This is a genomic window from Streptomyces sp. NPDC030840 (assembly GCF_055572015.1).
In genome coordinates this window covers 132,569-152,580 of sequence record NZ_JBVIEE010000008.1, presented here as the reverse complement: position 1 = coordinate 152,580, position 20,012 = coordinate 132,569, and the positions used below count along the sequence as shown (strand labels likewise).

Genomic DNA, 20,012 nt, shown 5'->3' with positions numbered 1-20,012 from the left:
ACACCACACCGGACAGAAGGAATCGGGACATGACTTCTGCGCCACGCCCGCGCGCCCGTACGCGCGCGCTGACCGGAGCGCTGGCCACACTCGGCCTCTCGGTTGGCATGATCATGACAGGCAGCCTCTCTCCGGCGAGTGCCGCCACCTGGCCCACCCCGAACGGCAGCCAGGGCGTCTCCTCCACCATCCCGGTCTCCGGCACCAAGGACTACGGGATGAAGCGCCTCTACGGCACCGGCGACCTGGGCAGCGGCGGCCAGGACGAGGACCAGGGACCGATCCTGGAGCTGGCCGACGGCGCCGTACTGAAGAACGTCATCCTCGGTGCCCCCGCCGCGGACGGCATCCACTGCAAGGGCAGCTGCACGCTGCAGAACGTCTGGTGGGAGGACGTCGGCGAGGACGCGGCGACGTTCAAGGGCACCTCGTCCTCCAGCGTCTACACCGTCTCCGGCGGCGGCGCCAAGGAAGCCAGCGACAAGGTGTTCCAGTTCAACGGCGCCGGAACGCTGAACGTCTCGAACTTCGCGGTGAAGAACTTCGGCACCTTCGTCCGGTCGTGCGGCAACTGCTCCAAGCAGTACAAGCGGACGATCAACCTCAACACCCTCGAGGTGAACTGGAAGGGCGGCAAGATCGCCGGTATCAACACCAACTACGGCGACAGCGCGACCCTGAGGAACATCACGATCGTCGGGGACTCCAGCAAGAAGATCGTCCCCTGCCAGAAGTACATCGGCAACAACACGGGCGCCGAGCCGCCCACGAACGGCAGCGGGCCCGACGGCACGTACTGCAAGTACGCGGCGTCCGACATCAAGTACAGCTGAGCCCGCTCAGTCCGCCGGGTCCGCCGCGCCCGGCTCGGGCGGCGGTCGGCTCCGGGTGACGTCCGGGAGAGCTCCGGAAGAGTTCCGGGCGGCTGCGCGAGGCACCTTCGGTGGGTGTCCTCGTGCAACCGCCTCCGGCGTGCGCAGGGAGCTGGAGCCCTACCAGGTCTTCCGCCCCCAGAGCGGCCCGACGCGTTCCCACTCCTCGTCCCACTCGTCCATGCGCCGGCGCTCCATGCGGCCACGGGCGAGGCGGCCGCCCACGAAGGGGACGCCCGCGGCGGTCACGCCCACGAGGACGCCGATCAGTGAGGAACGCAGACGGGCCTCGGACCGTGTGGCCGGCTTGGTGACCATGCGGCCCTCGGAGTCCGTCCAGACCGTGACCGGCGTACCGACCGCGCTGGCGGGCGCGACCCGGGTCTGCCCGGTGTGGGCGGAGCCGTCCGTCGCCGTCCAGCGGACCTCGGCCCACACCCGTTCGGATCCCGACGCGGACGGCGTGGCCGTCCCCGGGGCGTTCTCGGTGAGCCGCGCCACGACGGGGCGCCACTCGACGCGCTGCCGGTCGAGGTTGTGCTCGACGGACCGCGTCGCCAGCAGGCCGGTGACCACCCCGCCGAGGACGGTGAGCGTCCAGGCCGCGAGGACCACCCATGCCTCGAGCCGGTCGCTGCGGCGCCGCAGCGGGTTCCGCCGCCAGCGCCACAGCCACACCTTCGGACCTCGGAATGCCGCCATCGTGGGCACCCTCCTCACGCACGCGCAGAAAAGCCAGGACCGCTCTCCCATACGCGGGTGGCTTCCCCGATGCTCATGACGAATACGTCACCCCGGCCGGACGGCGTGTTCCGCACGGTCGGCGCACGCTCGGGCAGCGTCGGATCCCCGCCAGGAGAGTGGCTCGTCCGGCGTGCCCGCTCCTCGTCACACACCCGCTCCGACCTGCGGCAACAGCGTCTGCGGGGGTGATTGTCAGTGGTGGGGTGCAGACTGGCCCATGTCTGAGACAACGACGTCCCGGAGGTGGCCGGTATGGCCGACATCCTGCTCACTGTAGGCACACGCAAGGGTCTGTTCATCGGACGGCGACGCGGCGGCGCATGGGAGTTCGACGAGAGTCCGTACTTCAACGCGCAGGCCGTGTACGCGGTCGCGATCGACACCCGCACCGACACCCCCCGGCTGCTGGTCGGCGGTGACAGCGCGCACTGGGGGCCGTCCGTCTTCCACTCCGACGACCTCGGCCGGACCTGGACCGAGCCCGCCCGGGCCGCCGTGAAGTTCCCCAAGGACACCGGGGCGTCGCTGGAGCGGGTGTGGCAGCTGCATCCCTCGGCGGCCGAGCCCGACGTGGTGTACGCGGGCACGGAGCCGGCCGCGCTGTACCGCTCGGCGGACCGCGGGGAGAGCTTCGAGCTCGTCCGGCCCCTCTGGGAGCACCCCACGCGCGGCAAGTGGGTGCCCGGTGGCGGCGGGGAGGGCCTGCACACCATCCTCACCGACCGTCGCGACCCTCGGGCGATGACGGTCGCCGTCTCGGCGGCCGGCGTGTTCCGCACCCAGGACGGGGGCGCGAGCTGGGCGCCGTCCAACTCCGGTGTCTCCGCGGTGTTCCTGCCGGATCCGGACCCCGAGTTCGGCCAGTGCGTGCACAAGATCGCGAGAGACGCGGTGACCCCTGACCGGATGTACCTGCAGAACCACTGGGGTGTGTACCGCAGCGACGACGCGGGCGCCCACTGGACGGACATCGGCGAGGGACTGCCGTCCACGTTCGGCTTCGCCGCGGCGGCCCATCCGCACCGTGGGGACACCGCGTACGTCTTCCCGATCACCGCCGACGCGGATCGCGTGCCGGCCGGGCGGCGTTGCCGTGTCTTCCGCACGGCGGACGCGGGCAAGACCTGGGAGCCGCTGTCGGCGGGCCTGCCGCAGGAGGACCACTACGGCACGGTGCTGCGCGACGCGATGTGCACGGACGACGCCGACCCGGCGGGCGTGTACTTCGGGAACAGAAACGGAGAGGTGTACGCGTCTGCGGACGACGGCGACAGCTGGCGGCAGTTGGCGTCCCACCTGCCGGACGTGCTGTGCGTGCGCGCGGCGGTCGTGGGCTGACGCACGGGCGGGTGCCCGGGGTGACCGAGGGGGGAGGTCGTGCGCCAAGTCCGGTGGAGAGGTGACCCTTTCGTCAACCCGGCGGTCAGGCGCGGTCACTCATCGGCCACTGCGTGATCAACGCCGTGCGCGCGGCGGCGGGGTGACGCTCCTGGCACCACGACCGTTGCAGGACATCGTCGAAGCGGGCTGCGTGGGTCCTGGCCCTCGGGGGCCGAACGGATCGCCCGGAGGGGCGACTTGCCGCGCGCGGAGATCGCCGCGGGACACACCTGCCTCTCGGCCTCGTGTCCCGCGGCCTCCAACAGCCCTTCGACGACGTACGGGTTCTGATCGTCGGGCAGGCCGCGCCTTCGTCGAGGCCGCGGGCCCGGACGATCAGGTCCTCTCCCCCTCCACCAGCACCTGAGCCCACATCACGGCACGCCCCCGACCGTGGTGCGGTGCGTTCGCCCTCGGACATGCCACCGAAACACCGACACCATCAGGTCGCTCCCCTCGCTGTCCGGGGCGAACGCCCCGCCCACCAGGGCACCACAGCGGCACTCCGTCGTGCACGACAGCGGGAAGTTGCGGCCGAACTGGGCGTACGGGAAGGCCTGTTGCAGCTCGTCGATCACTACCGCACGTCAGCCGCGCCCAGGGGCGCCGGGCGCGTTGCCGGAGCGCGCGGCGGCCTCAAGGCACGCGCAGGCGATCACCGTTCGATGGACCCAGCTTCAAATCTTGAGCACAAATTGCACACAGATCCCTTCTTCAGATGGGCCCCGATGGTCTAGATTGACCCGTGCTTCACATGTTTGGACACGAGGCGACAAATAGTGATCTATAGGTCCGGCGCTGCGGGCAGCCAGTAGTCGCGTCCCCGGCGCCAGACCTGCGGGTGGTCAGTTCTTGGAGCCCGAGAGGGGCCCTTGGGTGTGGGGAGCACCCGAGGTTGGACGGGTTCCAGCGCACCTCAAGAGTCTGGCACGACATGCGAGTCCGCTGCCGCCTGTTGGGGTGTCAAGTGCCGCTGCGATATCGGGATGTCATGCGGGGGGGCGGGGGCCTCCCGGGGGGAGGACAGCGTGGCGCGGGAGGCGGGGGCCTCCCGAGGGGCGGAACAGTGTGAGGCGAACACGTCGAACCACTGGGGACCTGGGGGGTTCTGTGTGGCAAGGGGGATCAGTCAGCCCGTTTTCGTCGGGGCCAGGGCGTCTGGCGAACGGGACAATCAGTCAGCCCGCGATCGACTGGGAGCAGCGGTACCGCCGTGCTGTGATCACCACCGACACCGTGGCCACCGCCTGCGTGGTGACGGCGATCGGCAACTTCTTCGGGGTCCGGGACGCGGCCAACTGGCATGAGAAATGGGGAATTCTCGCCTTCGGCACCGAGCTGCTGGTGCTGGGGGCGCTTGCGGTGAGCCGGTCGTGGGCTCCGGCCGTACTCGGCCAGGGCGCCGAGGAATTCCGCCGGCTCGGACGCTCACTGTTCGCGGCGACCGTCGTCCTCGCGCTCGGCGGGATCGCCCTCACCTCGCGCAACATCAAGCTCTGGATCTTCGTCGCGATCCCCGCGATCGCGCTCGTCACCATGACCGCGCGGTACCTGCTCCGCCTCTGGCTGCACAAGCAGCGCAAGGAAGGACGTTGTCTGAGACCGGTGCTCGCTGCCGGGAGCCCGGACACCGTGCGCGACCTGATCAGCCGAACCCGCAAGTTCCCGCACATCGGCTGGCGGGTGGAGGCGGTGTGCACGACGGACGGTCGCGGGCTCGACGGTGACCAGCTGGACGGAGTGCCGGTCGTCGGCCAACTGGCGGACGTCGCCAAGCACGTCCGCCACGACGGCTACCGTGTCGTCGCGGTCACACCCGACCCGCACTGGTCACCGGACCGGCTGCAGCGGCTGGCCTGGAACCTCGAAGGCAGCGACGCCGAGATGGTCGTGGCTCCCGTGCTGATGGAGGTGGCCGGCCCGCGGCTGCACGTCGACGCGGTGCTCGGGATCCCGCTGCTGCGGGTCAGCATGCCGACCTTCACCGGGGGCCGCCGGGCGGTCAAAGAGGTCGTCGACCGGATGGGCGCGGCGATCCTGCTGATGGTGTTCGCGCCGCTGATGGTGCTCGTCGGGCTGCTCGTGGCGGTGGACGGCCCGGGTGGGGTGTTCTACCGCCAGCGCAGAGTCGGCAAGGACGGCCGCGAGTTCACCATGCTCAAGTTCCGCACCATGGTCGCCGGGGCCCACGCGGCACGTGGCCAGCTGGCCGACCTCAACGAGGGAGCCGGCCTGCTGTTCAAGGTCCGCCGGGATCCGCGGGTGACCCGGGTGGGAGCGGTCCTGCGCCGGTACTCGATCGACGAGCTCCCGCAGCTCTTCAACGTGCTCACCGGATCAATGTCGCTCGTCGGGCCCCGGCCTCCGCTGCCGGAGGAGTGCGCCGCGTACGACCCCGACATCCGGCGGCGGCTGCTGGTCAAGCCCGGCCTCACCGGCCTGTGGCAGATCAGCGGACGCAGCGACCTGCCGTGGGAGGAGGCGGTCCGCCTCGACCTGCGGTACGTGGAGGACTGGTCGCTCGCCCTCGACACAGTGATCTTGTGGAAGACGCTGCGTGCGGTGCTCCACGGGCAGGGGGCCTACTGATGCGCGGGGGTCGTCGTACGGCCGGCGCACGGACCGCAGGCCACAGGGGCCTGCCTGGGGGGAGGAACGGGTCATGAGAGTCAGCGTTTTCGGGCTCGGCTACGTGGGCTGTGTGTCGGCCGCGTGCCTGGCCAGCATGGGTCACGAGGTCGTCGGGGTGGACGTGAACCAGGTGAAGGTCGACCTGGTCAACGACGGCAAGGCCCCGGTGGTCGAGGAGCGGATCGGCGAGCTCATCGCCGAGGTCGTGCGGACCGGAGCGTTGCGCGCCACCGTCGACGTCCGCGAGGCGATCGCGGACAGCGAGATATCGCTGGTCTGCGTGGGCACGCCGTCGGAGCCCAACGGCAGCCTGTGCACCACCTACTTGGAACGGGTCACCGAGCAGATCGGCGCCGCGCTGGCCGAGCGGGGAGGGCGGCACACCGTCGTGTTCCGCAGCACCATGCTCCCGGGCACCTGCCTGAACCTGCTGGTACCGATCCTGGAGAAGTACGTCGGCGGCACGGCCGGCGTGGACATAGGGGTCGCGGTCAACCCTGAGTTCCTGCGCGAGGGCACGAGCGTGCGGGACTTCTTCGACCCGCCCAAGACCGTCATCGGCGAGCTCGACCCGGCCAGCGGCGACGCGGTGATGGCGCTGTACGACGGCTTGCCCGGCGAGGTGTTCCGGGTGCCGGTCCCGACGGCCGAGGCGATCAAGTACGCGGACAACGCGTTCCACGGCCTCAAGATCGGCTTCGCGAACGAGCTGGGCGCGGTGTGCCAGGCGCTCGGGGTGGACTCGCACCAGGTGATGGACGTGTTCCTGGCCGACCGCAAGCTGAACATCAGCCCCGCCTACCTGCGGCCCGGCTTCGCCTTCGGCGGCTCCTGCCTGCCCAAGGACCTGCGCAGCCTGGTCCACGCGGCCCAGCGGGCCGATGTCTCGGTGCCCATCCTCGCCCACGTGCTGCCCTCGAACTCCGACCATCTGCAGCGCGCGGTTGACCTGGTCGAGCGCACCGGCAAGCGCCGGGTCGGACTGTTCGGGCTGTCCTTCAAACCAGGCACCGACGACCTCCGCGAGAGCCCGCTCGTCGAGCTGGCGGAGAGGCTCTTCGGCAAGGGTTACGACCTGCGGATCTACGACGCCAACGTGAGCCTCTCCCGACTGCTCGGCGCGAACCGCGAGTACATCGAGAACCGGCTGCCGCACCTCGCACAGTTGCTCGCGGACTCCGTCGGCGAGGTGCTCGAGCACGCCGAGGTGTGCCTGGTCGGGACCAGGGATCCAGCCGTGCTGTCGGCGCTGCCCCAGGGCGGCGGCCCGGTGATTGTCGATCTCGTCCGCCTTCCCGACGCCGAGGCGCGCCGGGCCGAACCGGGGTACATGGGCCTTGCTTGGTAACGCGACCAGCGGCGACGGGCCGGACCGGCGCGCGCTGATCCTGGTGGAGAACCTGTCGGTGCCCTTCGACCGGCGGGTGTGGCAGGAGTGCACGACGCTGCGCGACGCGGGCTGGACGGTGCACGTCATCTGCCCCCAGGGAACTAAACGGGACACGGAGGCGGAGGCGGAGATCGACGGGGTGCGGATCCACCGCTACCCGTTGCGCGCGGCCACCGGAGGGCCGGCCGGCTACCTGCGGGAGTACGGATCGGCGTTGTGGCACACGGTCCGGCTGGCCCGCAAGGTCGGCCCGGTCGACGTGGTCCACGCCTGCAACCCGCCCGACCTGCTGTTCCTGCCCGCGCTGTGGCTGAAGCGGCGCGGCGCGCGGTTCGTCTTCGACCAGCACGACCTGGTACCCGAGCTGTACCTCTCCCGGTTCGGCCGCGGGGAGGATCTGCTCTACCGCGCCGTGTGCGCGCTGGAGCGGCTGACCTACCGGGCCGCCGACGTCGTACTCGCCACGAACGAGAGCTATCGGGACGTCGCGCTGCGCCGTGGCGGCCGGCGGCCGGAGGACGTGTTCGTGGTGCGCAGCGCGCCCCAGATCGATCGGTTCCAACCGGTACCGCCCGAGCCGGAGTTGAAGCGCGGCAAGCCTCATCTGCTGTGCTATCTCGGCGTGATGGGCCCTCAGGACGGCGTCGACTACGCCCTGCGGTCCCTCGCGAAGCTGCGCGACGAGGTCGGGCGGACCGACTGGCACGCGGTGTTCGTCGGCGCCGGTGACGCCTTCGACGCGATGGTGGAGCTGTCCCACCGGCTGGGACTCTCGGAGCAGGTGCAGTTCACCGGGCGCATTCCGGACGCCGACCTGGTGCGCTACCTGTCCACCGCGGACGTGTGCCTCTCCCCCGACCCGCGCAATCCGCTCAACGACGTGTCGACCATGAACAAGGTCCTGGAGTACATGGCGATGGGCCGGCCGATCGTCTCGTTCGACCTGAAGGAGGCGCGGGTGTCAGCCGGTGACGCAGCGGTCTACGCGCCCGCCAACGACGAGGCCCGGTTCGCCGAGCTCATCGCGCTGCTGCTGGACGATCCTGAGCAGCGGGCCCGGATGGGCAAGATCGGCCAGGAGCGGATCAGCGGGCAGCTTTCCTGGCGGAACTCGCAGGCGTCGCTCCTCGCCGCCTACACCGCTGCCTGCCGTGACCACGCCCCGTTGTCCGCGGGCGCCCAGGTCCGCACAGGGAAGAGGCAGCGTCGTTGAGCGATGAATCGATACGCCTGGTCACGATCGGGCGGATTTTCCGTCGGCGCTGGCGGCTTCTCGCCATCGTCGCGGTGGTGGGTGCGCTCGCCGGCTACGGCGCCTCTTCGGTGTTCCCGCCGCGTTACAAGACGTCGGCGTCGGTACTGCTCCCGGGGGCGTGGGAGGAGCGCGAGCTGCTGACTCAGGCGGAGATCGGGACCAGTTCGGTGGTACTCGATCGCGCGGCTGCCGAGCTCGGCTGGAACGGGGTCAGTGGCAGCGAGCTGCGGGATCGGGTGAGCGCCAAGGCCGCCAACGGCAACATCCTCAAGATCTCGGGTACGGCCGACTCCCCCGAGCGCGCGCAGCGGCTCTCCGACCAGGTGGCCCGGCAGTTCGTCACCTACGCCGCGCGGATCGCGGACGACACCGCCGACCCCGACGCGGCGGCGGAGTCCGAGGCACTGCGGAAGAAGGTGGCGCAGACCAACCGCCGCATCACCGAACTGGCCGGAGCGGCCGATCCGGGGCGGACGGTGGAGAGCGTGCAGGCGCGCACCGAGCTGGAGCAGTTGCGCACCGCGCTGCAGGAGGCCATGAAGAAGCTGGAAGAGGCCGACCCGGCGAACAACAAGGCCACCATGGTCGTCATGGGGTCGGCGGCCCGGCCGGAGGGCGAGGCGCCGCCGACGAGGGTGCAGCTCATCGTCGCGGGGGCGCTGCTGTTCTTCCTGCTCACGGTCATCGGCCATCTCGCCGCCGCAAGGATGAGTCGCCGGCTGCGCACCGAACCGGAGATCGCCGCCGCGCTGGGCTCGCCGCTGCTGGGTACCGTCGACGTCCCTGGTGAACAGCCCGCGCGCCGGCCGGAAGGCCGTGGTTCGCGGGTCCTGCTCCGCCGGCTGCTGGGCGTCGACACCCGGTGGGACATCCCGGCGCCGCGCACGTCCGGCGACGAGGCCGGCAGGCAGATCCGCTACCAGCGGGTGTGCGCCCGTCTCCGGGACCAGCTGCCGGCCCCCCGGCGGCTGCTGGTCGTCGTCCCGGACGATGACGAGGTCGCCCGCCGGGCCGCCGAGCAGCTCGTCGCCGAGGCCGGGAGCGATCCGCTGCTGCGGGTGGTGGGAGCGTCGGTGTCCCGGCCACTGGTACCGGACCGCGACACCGAGTCCGGTGCCCTGGTCGTCCTCAGCGCGGGCAGCCGGACCGCGGGAGAGCTCACCGGCATCGCCGAGGCGTGTGCGGACGCGGGGCACGGGATCGTCGGCATCGTCGTCGCCGGCACGGTCCGGGCCCGTCCGGCGCGGTCTGCCGGCCCTCCTGCGGAGGACGCCACTCCCGCGCTCGCGGTTCGCGGCCACGCGACGAGAGGTTCGATGTGACGATGATCAAGACCGCGGAGTCGTCGGCCGCCGCTCCGCTCCTGGACCTGCAGGCGCTGGTGGTGGCGGTGCGCAGGCGTCGCCGCCTCTGGTGCTCCTTGGCGCTGCTGGGGCTGCTGGTCGGCGCGGCGGTGGCGGTCCTGCTGCCGCCACCTCCGACCGCGGTGACCAAGGTGCTGGTCGCGCATCAGGAGGACCAGCCGAACGACACCGGCACGCTGATCCGCACCGATGTCGAGCTGTTGCGGACCACGCGGATCGCCGGCGAGGCCCTGCGCACCCTCAAGTCCTCGGAGAAGCCGGAGGACTTCATGCGGGACTACCGGGGCACCGGCCTGACCAACAACCTGCTGCAGATCGATGCGACAGGTGACAGCGACGCGGAAGCGGTGGCCCGGGCCACCGCACTGGCCGACGCGTTCATCGCGGACCATGTGAGGCGGATGCGGGAGGGCGCGACGGCCGAGGCCAAGGCCCTGCTCGAACAGCGTGACCGGCTGCGGGACGAACTCGCGCAGGTCAACAAGGCGATCGGGAACCGGACGCCGGGCAGCGACCCCAAGGAGTCGGCGGACCTCGAGTCGCTCTTCGCCAACCGGGCCCAGCTCAAGTCGAAGATCGCCGACTTCGACCAGCGCGCCGAGGAGGCGCGCATCGGCACGCCCCAGGTCATCGCCCGCACGCAGATCGTGGACGCCCCGCGCGCGGTGCGGCACTCCCTGCCCAGGGCCGCCGTCACCAACGCCGGGATCGGGCTCGTCCTCGGGCTCGTCCTCGGGCTCGCGGTGGCCGCGGTCGGCGCGGTGGTGGCGGACCGCCCGGTGCTGCGCCGGGAGATCGCGGCGAACCTGGGCGCCTCGGTCATCGCGGAGCTGCGCCGGCCGGCCGGGAGGTGGCAGCACCGGCGGACCCGGGCGGCACGGACCAGGCTCACCGCGACCCTGGCCCGCGCCGTGAGCGGCTCCGTGGAACCGGTGTCGCTGCTGGAACTCGGCTGTGCGCGCGGTGCGAGCGTGATCGCCCTGGACGTCGCCAGGGCACTGACGGCGGAGGGCCCGGTGGTCGTCATCGACGGCCTGCCGGGACCGCAGCTGGCACGCCGCCGTCAGCAGCCAGGAGACCCGGCCGTGGTCAGCGGCGAGCGTGCCGCGGCCGTGGAGCCTCAGGTGCGCCGGCTCGGCGTCGGCTCGGTCGCGCCCGGCACGGCGTGGACCGACCTGAGGTTCCTCGGTGGCCGGACCGTGCTCGTCGTGCGTGCCGGGCACGGCAGCGCCGCATGGCTGCACACCGTGGCGCGGCAGCTCGCGGACCTGGGCATTCCGGTGATCGGTGTGGTGCTGATCGACCCCGATCCGCGGGACCGGACCGACGGCACCCTGTGGGACGGGCGGCGCACCGCGCTGCGCGGCCACTACGAGCGGCTCGCCCGGCAGAACGGTGGGGGTACCTCCCACGCCGTTCAGGCGGTGGGGGACGGCGGGCTGCGGACGGAGCGGCGTTCACGGCCGGCCGTACGAGTCCCGGACAGCGACCAGGAGGCGCGGTAGGACATGTGTGGCATCGCAGGTACGTACCGATGGCCGGACGGGAAGGCCGTGACCGACCGGCTCACCGAGACCCTCGCCCACCGCGGTCCGGACGGGGCGGGCCGGTACAGCCACCCCGCCGGTGACGGCGAGGTGCACCTCGGGCACCGCCGGCTGGCCATCATCGACCTGTCCGAGACCGGCGCACAGCCGATGGTCTCGGGCGGCCTCGTCCTGACGTACAACGGCGAGCTGTACAACGCGCCCGAGCTGCGTGCCGAGCTGGCAGCCGCCGGGGTGCGCTTCCGCGGCACCTCCGACACCGAGGTGCTGCTCGAGGCCTGGCGGCGCTGGGGCACGGACTGCCTGCCCCGGCTGCGCGGCATGTTCGCGTTCGGGGTCTTCGACGAGCGGACCGGTGAGCTGGTGCTCGCCCGCGACCAGCTGGGCATCAAGCCGCTGTTCCTGCTGCGGCGCGGCGAGGGTCTGGTGTTCGCCTCCGAGCTCAAGGCGCTCGCCACCGCGACCGGTGGGAAGCTGGAGGTGGACCACGCGGCGCTGGTGGCCTCGCTGCTGTACTACTGGGTGCCGGACTCACGGTGCGCGTTCCGCGAGGCGGAGAAGCTGCCGCCGGGCAGCTGGCTGAAGGTCCGGCCCGACGGCCGGGTGGAGCGCGGCCGGTTCTGGAACCTGAAGGACGTCGCCGCCGAGGGCCGCGAGCGGGCCCGGTCCGGCGAGCGGCCGGACATCGCCGCCCTCGTGGAGGAGTCGACCCGGCGCCACCTGCTCTCCGACGTACCGGTGGCGACCTTCCTCTCGGGCGGCCTCGACTCCAGCTACCTGACCGCGCTGGCGGCCCGCCACCAGCCCGGGATCTCCGCCTACACGATCGGATTCCGCGCCGAGGACGCCAGGTTCGAGGCGATGCCGGACGACCTGCGCTACGCCCGGCGGGTGGCCGAGCGGTTCGGCGTCGACCTGCACGAGATCGAGATCGCCCCGAACGTGCTCGACCTGCTGCCGCGGATGACGTACCACCTGGACGAGCCGATCGGCGACCCAGCCGCGATCAACACGTTCCTGATCTGTACGGCCGCCCGGGAGGCCGGGGTCAAGGTGATGCTCTCGGGGATGGGCGCCGACGAACTGTTCGCCGGGTACCGCAAGCACCTGGCCAACCTGATCGCGCTGCGCTACCAGCGCGTGCCCCGGCCTCTGCGGCGCGGGGTGTCCGCGGCCGTGGACCGGCTGCCGGTCGCGACGAGCCGCCGGGGGTACCGGTCGGTGCGGTTCGCGAAGCGGTTCCTCTCCTTCGCCGATCTGCCGGAGGAGACCGCGTTCCGGCGCAGCTACACCATGTACGACCGGGACGAGCTGCTCGCCCTGGTCGATCCGGACCTGGCCCGGGCGGTCGACGACGTGCTGACCGAGCACGCGGACACCTACGAGGACAACGACCTCGACGACTTCGTCAACCGCATGTGCCTGGGCGACGCCCGGATGTTCCTGCCGGGCCTGAACCTCACGTACACGGACCGCTCCAGCATGGCCGCGTCGACCGAGGTGCGGGTGCCGTACGTGGACGTCGAGGTGGTGAAGGCGGCGTTCGCCGTGCCCGGTGAACGCAAGATCGCCGGACGTCAGGGCAAGGCCGTCCTCAAGGAGGCGGCCACCTCGATCCTGCCCCGGGAGATCGTGTACCGGCCCAAGGGCCTGTTCAGCGCCCCGCTGCGCGCCTGGATGAGCCGGGATCTGGCACCGCTGGTGCGCGAGGTGGTCAACGACGGCGAGCTCGTCCGTTCCGGGTTCCTGCGCCGCGACGCGCTGGCGCGGATGGTCGCCGAGGACGCCGCCGGGCAGCGGGACTTCTCCAAGCATCTGTGGCACGTGCTGACCCTGGAGCACTGGTATCGCGGCGCGACCTCCGGGGCCGGCCAGAACGCTCCCCTGACGGCGTAGAGACAAGAGGACTTCGGTGAAACAGGTAGTACAGAACTACAAGAGCGGCGAGCTGGCGGTTCTCGACGTGCCGGTGCCGGGGTGCAAGCCGGGCGGTGTGCTGGTCCGCAGCGCCTACTCGCTGATCTCCACCGGGACCGAGCTCATGAAGGTCTCCGAGGCCGGCATGTCGATGCTGGGCAAGGCCCGCTCCCGGCCGGACCAGGTGGCCAAGGTCATGCAGAGCGTCGCCACCAACGGGGTGCCCGCCACCTACCGCAAGGTGATGGGCAAGCTGGACTCCTACACGCCGCTGGGCTACTCGTTGTGCGGGGTGGTCGAGCAGGTCGGCGCCGGGATCGACGACGTGAAGGTCGGCGACCTCGTGGCCTGCGCCGGCAACGAGCACGCGCTGCACGCCGAGCTGAACTGGGTGCCGAAGAACCTGTACACCCCGGTGCCGGACGGCCTCGCCCCGCGGCACGCGGCCTTCGGCACCGTGGGGTCGATCGCGCTGCAGGGCGTCCGCCAGGGCGCGTCACAGCTCGGCGAGGTGGCCCTGGTCATCGGCCTCGGGCTGATCGGGCAGCTGGTCGTGCAGCTCCTCGCCGCCTCGGGCGTCCGTGTCGTCGGGGTCGACCCCGACCCGGCGCGCTGCGAGCTCGCCGAGCGCCTGGGTGCCGCGGCCTGCGGCGATCCCGCGTCCGCGGCCGTGGAGGCTTCCGTCGCCGAACTGACCGGCGGTCACGGCGTGGACCAGGTGTACCTGGCCGCCGGCGGCGGCAGCAACGAGCCCGTCGAGCTGGCCGCCCGGCTCTGCCGGGACCGCGGCCGGGTCGTCGACATCGGCAAGTGCCGCCTGGACCTGCCGTGGAACGCGTACTACGAGAAAGAGCTGGACGTCCGGTTCTCCCGCAGTTACGGTCCCGGGCGCTACGACCCGGAGTACGAGCTTCAGGGGCGGGACTACCCGATCGGCTACGTGCGCTGGACCGAGCGCCGCAACCTGGCGTGCTTCCTCGATCTCCTCGCCCTCGGCCGCGTCGACGTGGAGCCGCTGATCTCCCACATCGCCGACTTCGATGACGCCGTGGAGACGTACCAGCGCCTCAAGGACGGTGAACTGAAGGCCGTGGCCGTACTGTTCCGCTACCCCGGACACGCGGGGGAAACGGAGGAGGCGGCGGCCCCGGCGGTGGTGGTGCCCGCGGTGAAGCGGCCCAGCGGCGCGGTGCCCACCCCGGCCCGGGGTGCCAAGTCGCCGGTGCGGCTGGCGTTCGTCGGCGCGGGCAACTACGCGACGTCGATGCTGCTGCCGCACCTGGCGCAGCGCGACGGCGTGACGTTGTCGACGGTCGTCACCACGACGGCGCTGTCGGCGGCCAACGCGAAACGGAAGTTCGGCTTCGACGAGGCGACCACCGATCTCGACGCCGTGCTCGGCGACACGTCCATCGACGCGGTGTTCGTGGTCACCCGGCACAGCTCGCACGCCGATCTGACCAGGAAGGCGCTGCTGGCCGGCAAGGCCGTGTTCGTGGAGAAGCCGTTGGCGCTCACCGAGGACGAGCTGGCCGGCGTGCTCGCCGCGGTGGAGGAGTCCGGCAACGACCGGCTGCAGGTGGGCTTCAACCGCCGGTTCGCGCCGCTGCTGCAGGAGGCCAGGAAGCAGTTCGGCGCCCGGACCGGTCCGGCGAGCCTGCGCTACCTGGTCAACGCGGGCCGGCTCGATCACGGCAGCTGGTACCTCCAGCAGGGCAGCGAGGGCTCGCGGTTCGCCGGCGAGGGCGGGCACTTCATCGACACGGCGAGCTGGCTGCTCGAGGCCGACCCGGTATCGGTGTACGCGGTCGCCACGTCCGGCAACGAGGACCTGCAGGTCGTGCTGCGCTACCCGGACGGGTCCACCGCCACCATCAGCTACGTCACCACCGGCGCGCCCGGCTTCCCCAAGGAGACGCTCGACCTCCTCGCGGACGGCAGGGTGCTGCGGCTCGACGACTTCGTCCGTGCTTCGGTGTACGGCCGCAAGCGGTGGGTCAGTTCGCGGCTGCCCAAGGCCCGGGACAAGGGGCAGAACGCCGAACTGGCCGCGTTCGTCAAGGCCGTGCGGACCGGCGGGCCGATGCCCGTGCCGCTTCAGTCGCTCGTCGCCACCACCGCGGCCACCCTCGCCGTGCAGACCGGCCTGGCGAGCGGCGCGCCGGTGACGTTGGCGAGGGCCCGATGACCATGAGCGCGGGCTGGTACCTGCGGCGGCTGTCCCGGATGGGGCCGCGGGAGGTCGCCGGCCGGGTGGGCGACACGGTGCGCAGGCGGCGGTGGCGGTCGGCGCCGCCGGACTGCCCGAGCGTGACCGGCGCACGGTTCACCGCCGTACTGCCCGCGGGGACGATCGCCGCGGTGCCACCGGACGCCGCGAAACGTCTCCTCGCCGAGGCGGACCGGCTGATGGCCGGGCACGCCGAGTACTTCGGGGTGGACCGCGACGACCTGGCCGACCCGGACTGGTGGTACGACCCGAAGACCGGGCGCCGGGCTCCGGCAGGCTACGCCTTCGACGTGCCGTACCGGAACGAGGACGCGGTCGGGGACATCAAGCAGATCTGGGAGCCGTCCCGGCACCAGTACCTCACCCAGCTCGCCGCCGCCTACGCGATCACCGGCGACGAGCGGTACGCCGAGCGCGTGGCCGAGCACCTGAGGTCGTGGTGGGTGGTCAACCCACCGCTGCGCGGCGTGCACTGGGTCAGCGGCATCGAGCTGGGCATCCGGCTGCTGTCCTGGGTGTGGATCCGCCGGCTGCTCGACGGCTGGCCGGGCGCGGCCGGGCTGTTCGAAGGCAACCCGGTGGCGCTGAAACAGATCTGGCACCACCAGCGCTGGCTGGCCGCCTTCCCCAGCCGGGGGTCGTCGGCGAACAACCACGTCATCGCCGAGGCCGCCGGGCAGTTCGCCGCGGCCTGCGCGTTCGGGTGGTTCCCCTCCTCGGCGCGTTGGCGGGCCGACGCGCTGCGGTTGCTGGAGCGGCATCTGCGCGGCAACACCTTCCCCAGTGGCCTCAACCGCGAGCTGGCCACCGAGTACCACGGGCTGGTGCTGGAGCTCGGCCTGGCCGCGGTGGCCGAGGCGGATGCCGCGGGCGTGCCGGTCCCCGCGTCGGTCCGGCTGGTGCTGCTGCGGATGACCGACGCGCTCGCGGCCGTCGTGGACAGCCGGCTGCGGCCGCCGCGCCAGGGGGACGCGGACGACGGGCACGGTCTGGTCGTGGACGGCGCGGGCACCGACCGCTGGGCCTCGCTGCTGACCACCGGGGACGCCGTGTTCGGCCGGCTCGACTGGTGGCCGGCGGTGACCGGCACCGATGTGCGCACCCCGCTGCTGGCCGCGCTCGTCCGGCCCCGGACAGTCCCTGCCGTGTCCCGCCCGGCAAGCCGGCCGGCTCACTTCGCCGACGCGGGCACGACCATCCTGCGCGGTCCGGGGAAAACGGGAGAGATCTGGTGCCGCTGCGACGGTGGTCCGCACGGGTTCCTGTCCATCGCCGCGCACGCCCACGCGGACGCGCTGTCCGTGGAGGTCCGGCACGACGGGGTCGACGTGCTCGCCGACCCGGGGACGTACTGCTATCACGGGCAGCCCGAGTGGCGGCAGTACTTCCGGTCGACCCTCGGCCACAACACCCTGCAGCTGGACGGCGGTGACCAGTCCGTCTCCGGCGGCCCGTTCCTGTGGACCCGGCATGCCAGGAGCCGCGTCCTGGTCGCGGACACCTCCGACGCGGGTGTGGCCCGCTGGTGCGCCGAGCACGACGGCTACCAGCCGGCCGTGCACCGCCGCCGGGTGGAGCTGACCGCCGCGAGCCAGGAGCTGCGGGTGGTCGACGAGGTGCGCGGCCAGCGCAGTTCGCGCCGGACCGCGCGCCTGGCGTTCCACCTCGGGCCCGCGGTCTCCGCGGACCTGGTGGGGAACCGGGCCGTGCTCACCTGGACCCGCGACGGTGAGGACCGCTCCGCGGTGCTCGACCTGCCCGGGCAGCTGAGCTGGCGGGCGCATCGCGGCGAGAGCGACCCGCCGCTGGGCTGGTACTCCGCCGGCTTCGGGCGCAGGGAACCCACCACCACGCTGGTCGGCACCGGCTTCGCCGACGGCGTGGAGGAGTTCACGACCGTACTCAGGTTCCGCGGCCAGGGGGATGTGTGGGGTTGAACAGGCGGCACTGGGCGTGGCCGGCGGCACCGCTGGCGCTGGCCCTGCTGGCGGCGACCGGCTGCGAGAGCACGCCGGGCGCGCGGCCGAAGTCGACCACCGCGCCGTCCACGTCCGTGGCCCGGGTGTGCGCCAAGCCCGCGGCCGGGCCCGCGAAGGCGCCGGCGGGCGCGGTGACGGTCGACCCCGAGGTGGTCGGTGACCTGGCCGCGAAGACCGAGAGCAGCCCCCCGAACACCACGTTCTGGCTTCGACCGGGCACGCACAGGCTCGACCCGGACCGCTACGCCCAGGTCGTCCCCAAGGAGGGGAACCGCTACCTCGGCGCGCCGGGTGCGGTGCTCGACGGCCGAAGGACCAACCAGTACGCGTTCGGCGGCACCGCCCAGGGCGTCACCATCCGCCACCTGACCGTGCAGCGTTTCGTCGCGCCGCACGACGAGGGCGTGGTCAACCACGACATGGCCGACGGGTGGGTGATCGAGCACGCGAAGATCCAGTACAACTCCGGCGCCGGGCTGATGGCCGGTGCCCGCCAGCAGGTCCGCGCCAGCTGCCTGCGCGGCAACGGGCAGTACGGAATGAACGCGTACAAGACCGGTGACTCCATCCGCGGCCTGGTGGTCGAGGGCAACGAGATCACGGGCAACAACACCGACGACTGGGAGCGCCGGCGGCCGGGCTGCGGCTGCACCGGAGGCGTCAAGTTCTGGGCCGTCAACGGTGCCGACGTACGCGGCAACTGGGTGCACGACAACCGCGGAGCCGGGTTGTGGGCGGACAACAACAACAACGACTTCCGCATCGAGAACAACCTGCTCGAGGCCAACGACGGTTCCGCGCTGATCTACGAGACCAGCTACAACGCGGTCATCCGGAACAACCGGATCCGGCGGAACAACTGGGTCGAGGGCCGCAGAGAAGCCGGCCGCGGCGACACCTTCCCGTTCGCGACCATCTACGTGTCCGAGTCCGGCGGCGAACCGCGGATCCGGGCCCGCACCGACAAGATCGAGATCTACCGGAACGTGCTGGAGAACAACTGGTCCGGGATCACCCTGTGGGAGAACGCCGACCGGTTCTGCAACAGCCCGGCCAACACCTCTACGGGTTACTGCACGTTGCTGGTGAAGGACACCGACCGCTGCGCGCGGCCGGCGATCACCACCGCGCCGCTCTACGCCGACTGCCGGTGGAGGACCAAGCGGGTGGACATCCACGGCAACCGCTTCGTGCTGGACCCGTCCGTCGTCCGGTGCACGGCGGAGTGCGGCCGCATGGCGGTGCTGTCCAACTACGGCACGTATCCGGACTGGTCGCCGTACAAGGGCCGGCGGGTGGCCGATGCGATCACCCACAAGCAGGACAACCGCTGGTACGACAACGTCTACCGCGGGCCATGGAGCTTCACCGCCGACGACCAGAGCAAGAAGCTCGACTTCGCACAGTGGCGTGGCACGCCGTACCGACAGGACGCGGGCAGCACGCTCGTCCGGCGGGACGGTGATTGAGATGGACGGGAACCCCACACCGAAGGCCGTCGGAATCGCCTGGGCGCTGCTCGGCCTCAACACGCTCGGCTCCGCCGGGGCGAGGACCATCGTCCCGCTGCCCCGCTCCCTCATCCAGATGGCCACCATGGGCGCGCTGGTCGCCGCGTTCGCGCTGGCGCTCTCGCTCAATCTCCGGCTGCGCATCCGGCCCAGCGCCTTCGTGTTCCTGCTCACCCTGCTGCTGGTGCCGAGCGTGATCTCCAGCGCGGACCTGGATTCCGGGTTCGGCGCGCTGTTCCGCTGCGCCCGGCTGGCCCTCTTCGTCGGGACCCTGTGGCTCCTCAGCCGCTGGTGGGACGGCAGCCTGACGTTCGTCCGCTACCACATCCGGATGTACTTCGCGGTGCTCGCGCTGGTGACCGCGGGCCTGGTCGTCTCGCCGGGCGCGGCCATGCCCGAGCTCTACGGCGGGCGGCTGGTCGGCGCGTTGTGGCCGCTCACCCCGCCGCAGATCGGACAGTACGCCGCGGTGATCATCGGGCTCACCGTGCTGCTCCTGCTGGGCCGCCGGACCGACGGGAGGAGCGCGGCCGTGATCATCGTGCCCTCACTCGTGCTGCTCGCGTTGACCCATACGCGGACGGCCACGGTCGGCCTGCTCGTCGGGTTGACGCTGGCGATCGGCTCGCTCGTTCTGACCAGCGCCGCCGCCCGCCGGTTCTTCGCCTGGGCGGTGCTGGTCTCCACGGTGGCCGCGGTGGGGTTCGCCTCCGCGCTGCGGGCGTGGTTCCTGCGCGGGCAGACGCAGGAGTACTTCACCAGTCTCACCGGCCGGGCCAAGGTCTGGGACGCCCTGCTGGCGGCGCCGCGGACGGGCCCGGAGAAGTTGCTGGGCACGGGCCTGAGCGACAAGTCGTTCGACGGGCTGCCGATCGACAACAGCTGGCTGGCCGTTTACCACGAGCAGGGTCTGATCGGGGTCGCCCTCGTGGCGGCGATCATCATCGTGCTGGGTGGCGTCGCGCTGCTGCGGCCGCCGTCGCTGCCCCGGGCCTGCGCGATCTTCCTGATCAGCTACGTCGCGCTCTCGTCGTACACCGAGGCCGGGCTGGGCGACGCCTCACCGTATCTGCTGCATCTGGCCCTGGCCGCCTCGCTGCTGGCGGCACCTGCCGCGGAAACGCCCCTCCCGACGCCCCCTGTCCCCCGACAACGTGTCCCGCGCTGGGCCCGGGACCGGGAGGTGACCTGA

General features: G+C 71.7%; 14 protein-coding genes. 12 read left to right on the top strand and 2 right to left on the bottom strand.

What is annotated here, in order from left to right:
• Positions 1 to 29: 29 nt before the first annotated feature.
• Positions 30 to 833, top strand: a complete 804-nt coding sequence (locus tag ACZ49J_RS19460) for a pectate lyase (RefSeq protein ID WP_467449466.1) — start codon at positions 30 to 32, stop codon at positions 831 to 833.
• A 159-nt stretch (positions 834 to 992) separates the two neighbouring features.
• Here the strand turns inward: ACZ49J_RS19460 and ACZ49J_RS19455 are convergent, their stop codons facing one another.
• A complete protein-coding gene (locus ACZ49J_RS19455) occupies positions 993 to 1,574 on the bottom strand; it encodes an Rv1733c family protein (protein ID WP_467449463.1) in 582 nt (193 codons plus the stop codon).
• Between the two features lie 294 nt (positions 1,575 to 1,868).
• On the opposite strand from ACZ49J_RS19455, the gene ACZ49J_RS19450 reads away from it, so the two are divergent.
• Positions 1,869 to 2,954, top strand: coding sequence for a WD40/YVTN/BNR-like repeat-containing protein (locus ACZ49J_RS19450; protein WP_467449461.1), 1,086 nt, complete (start codon positions 1,869 to 1,871; stop codon positions 2,952 to 2,954).
• Between the two features lie 416 nt (positions 2,955 to 3,370).
• Here ACZ49J_RS19450 and ACZ49J_RS19445 read toward each other — a convergent pair whose 3' ends face one another.
• The gene (locus ACZ49J_RS19445) at positions 3,371 to 3,574 is read right to left on the bottom strand and encodes a hypothetical protein (protein ID WP_467449460.1); all 204 of its coding nucleotides are present in this window, start codon (positions 3,572 to 3,574) and stop codon (positions 3,371 to 3,373) included.
• Between the two features lie 532 nt (positions 3,575 to 4,106).
• On the opposite strand from ACZ49J_RS19445, the gene ACZ49J_RS19440 reads away from it, so the two are divergent.
• The 10 genes from ACZ49J_RS19440 to ACZ49J_RS19395 all read left to right on the top strand — a co-directional run bounded on the left by ACZ49J_RS19440 (position 4,107) and on the right by ACZ49J_RS19395 (position 20,012).
• Positions 4,107 to 5,585 (top strand): sugar transferase, encoded by a 1,479-nt coding sequence (locus ACZ49J_RS19440; RefSeq protein WP_467449458.1) that lies wholly within the window; start codon positions 4,107 to 4,109, stop codon positions 5,583 to 5,585.
• Positions 5,586 to 5,658: 73 nt separating this feature from the next.
• Positions 5,659 to 6,975, top strand: a complete 1,317-nt coding sequence (locus ACZ49J_RS19435) for a nucleotide sugar dehydrogenase (protein ID WP_467449456.1) — start codon at positions 5,659 to 5,661, stop codon at positions 6,973 to 6,975.
• Complete coding sequence (locus ACZ49J_RS19430; protein WP_467449455.1) at positions 6,965 to 8,230, top strand: glycosyltransferase family 4 protein; 1,266 nt, start codon at positions 6,965 to 6,967, stop codon at positions 8,228 to 8,230. The genes ACZ49J_RS19435 and ACZ49J_RS19430 overlap by 11 nt, the downstream gene beginning before the upstream one ends.
• A complete protein-coding gene (locus ACZ49J_RS19425) occupies positions 8,227 to 9,594 on the top strand; it encodes a YveK family protein (protein WP_467449453.1) in 1,368 nt (455 codons plus the stop codon). Before ACZ49J_RS19430 ends, ACZ49J_RS19425 begins: the two co-directional genes overlap by 4 nt.
• A gap of 2 nt (positions 9,595 to 9,596) precedes the next feature.
• Positions 9,597 to 11,141: a Wzz/FepE/Etk N-terminal domain-containing protein gene (locus tag ACZ49J_RS19420; RefSeq protein ID WP_467449451.1), complete on the top strand. Its 1,545-nt coding sequence runs from the start codon at positions 9,597 to 9,599 to the stop codon at positions 11,139 to 11,141.
• Positions 11,142 to 11,144: 3 nt separating this feature from the next.
• Positions 11,145 to 13,079, top strand: coding sequence for an asparagine synthase (glutamine-hydrolyzing) (asnB, locus tag ACZ49J_RS19415; RefSeq protein ID WP_467449450.1), 1,935 nt, complete (start codon positions 11,145 to 11,147; stop codon positions 13,077 to 13,079).
• Between the two features lie 16 nt (positions 13,080 to 13,095).
• The gene (locus ACZ49J_RS19410) at positions 13,096 to 15,288 is read left to right on the top strand and encodes a bi-domain-containing oxidoreductase (protein ID WP_467449449.1); all 2,193 of its coding nucleotides are present in this window, start codon (positions 13,096 to 13,098) and stop codon (positions 15,286 to 15,288) included.
• Complete coding sequence (locus tag ACZ49J_RS19405) at positions 15,285 to 17,267, top strand: alginate lyase family protein (protein WP_467449447.1); 1,983 nt, start codon at positions 15,285 to 15,287, stop codon at positions 17,265 to 17,267. The genes ACZ49J_RS19410 and ACZ49J_RS19405 overlap by 4 nt, the downstream gene beginning before the upstream one ends.
• Positions 17,258 to 18,778 carry a right-handed parallel beta-helix repeat-containing protein gene (locus ACZ49J_RS19400; RefSeq protein WP_467449445.1) on the top strand — a complete coding sequence of 507 codons (1,521 nt, stop codon included), beginning with the start codon at positions 17,258 to 17,260 and terminating at the stop codon, positions 18,776 to 18,778. Before ACZ49J_RS19405 ends, ACZ49J_RS19400 begins: the two co-directional genes overlap by 10 nt.
• Before the next feature lies 1 nt (position 18,779).
• A complete protein-coding gene (locus tag ACZ49J_RS19395; protein WP_467449444.1) occupies positions 18,780 to 20,012 on the top strand; it encodes an O-antigen ligase domain-containing protein in 1,233 nt (410 codons plus the stop codon).

Excerpts from the sequence above, each read along its gene's own strand:
- ACZ49J_RS19435 (WP_467449456.1), top strand. The coding sequence starts at position 5,659 with ATGAGAGTCAGCGTTTTCGGGCTCGGCTACGTGGGCTGTGTGTCGGCC.
- ACZ49J_RS19450 (WP_467449461.1), top strand. The coding sequence starts at position 1,869 with ATGGCCGACATCCTGCTCACTGTAGGCACACGCAAGGGTCTGTTCATC.
- asnB (WP_467449450.1), top strand. The coding sequence starts at position 11,145 with ATGTGTGGCATCGCAGGTACGTACCGATGGCCGGACGGGAAGGCCGTG.
- ACZ49J_RS19420 (WP_467449451.1), top strand. The coding sequence starts at position 9,597 with ATGATCAAGACCGCGGAGTCGTCGGCCGCCGCTCCGCTCCTGGACCTG.
- ACZ49J_RS19405 (WP_467449447.1), top strand. The coding sequence starts at position 15,285 with ATGACCATGAGCGCGGGCTGGTACCTGCGGCGGCTGTCCCGGATGGGG.
- ACZ49J_RS19455 (WP_467449463.1), bottom strand. The coding sequence starts at position 1,574 with ATGGCGGCATTCCGAGGTCCGAAGGTGTGGCTGTGGCGCTGGCGGCGG.
- ACZ49J_RS19395 (WP_467449444.1), top strand. The coding sequence starts at position 18,780 with ATGGACGGGAACCCCACACCGAAGGCCGTCGGAATCGCCTGGGCGCTG.
- ACZ49J_RS19460 (WP_467449466.1), top strand. The coding sequence starts at position 30 with ATGACTTCTGCGCCACGCCCGCGCGCCCGTACGCGCGCGCTGACCGGA.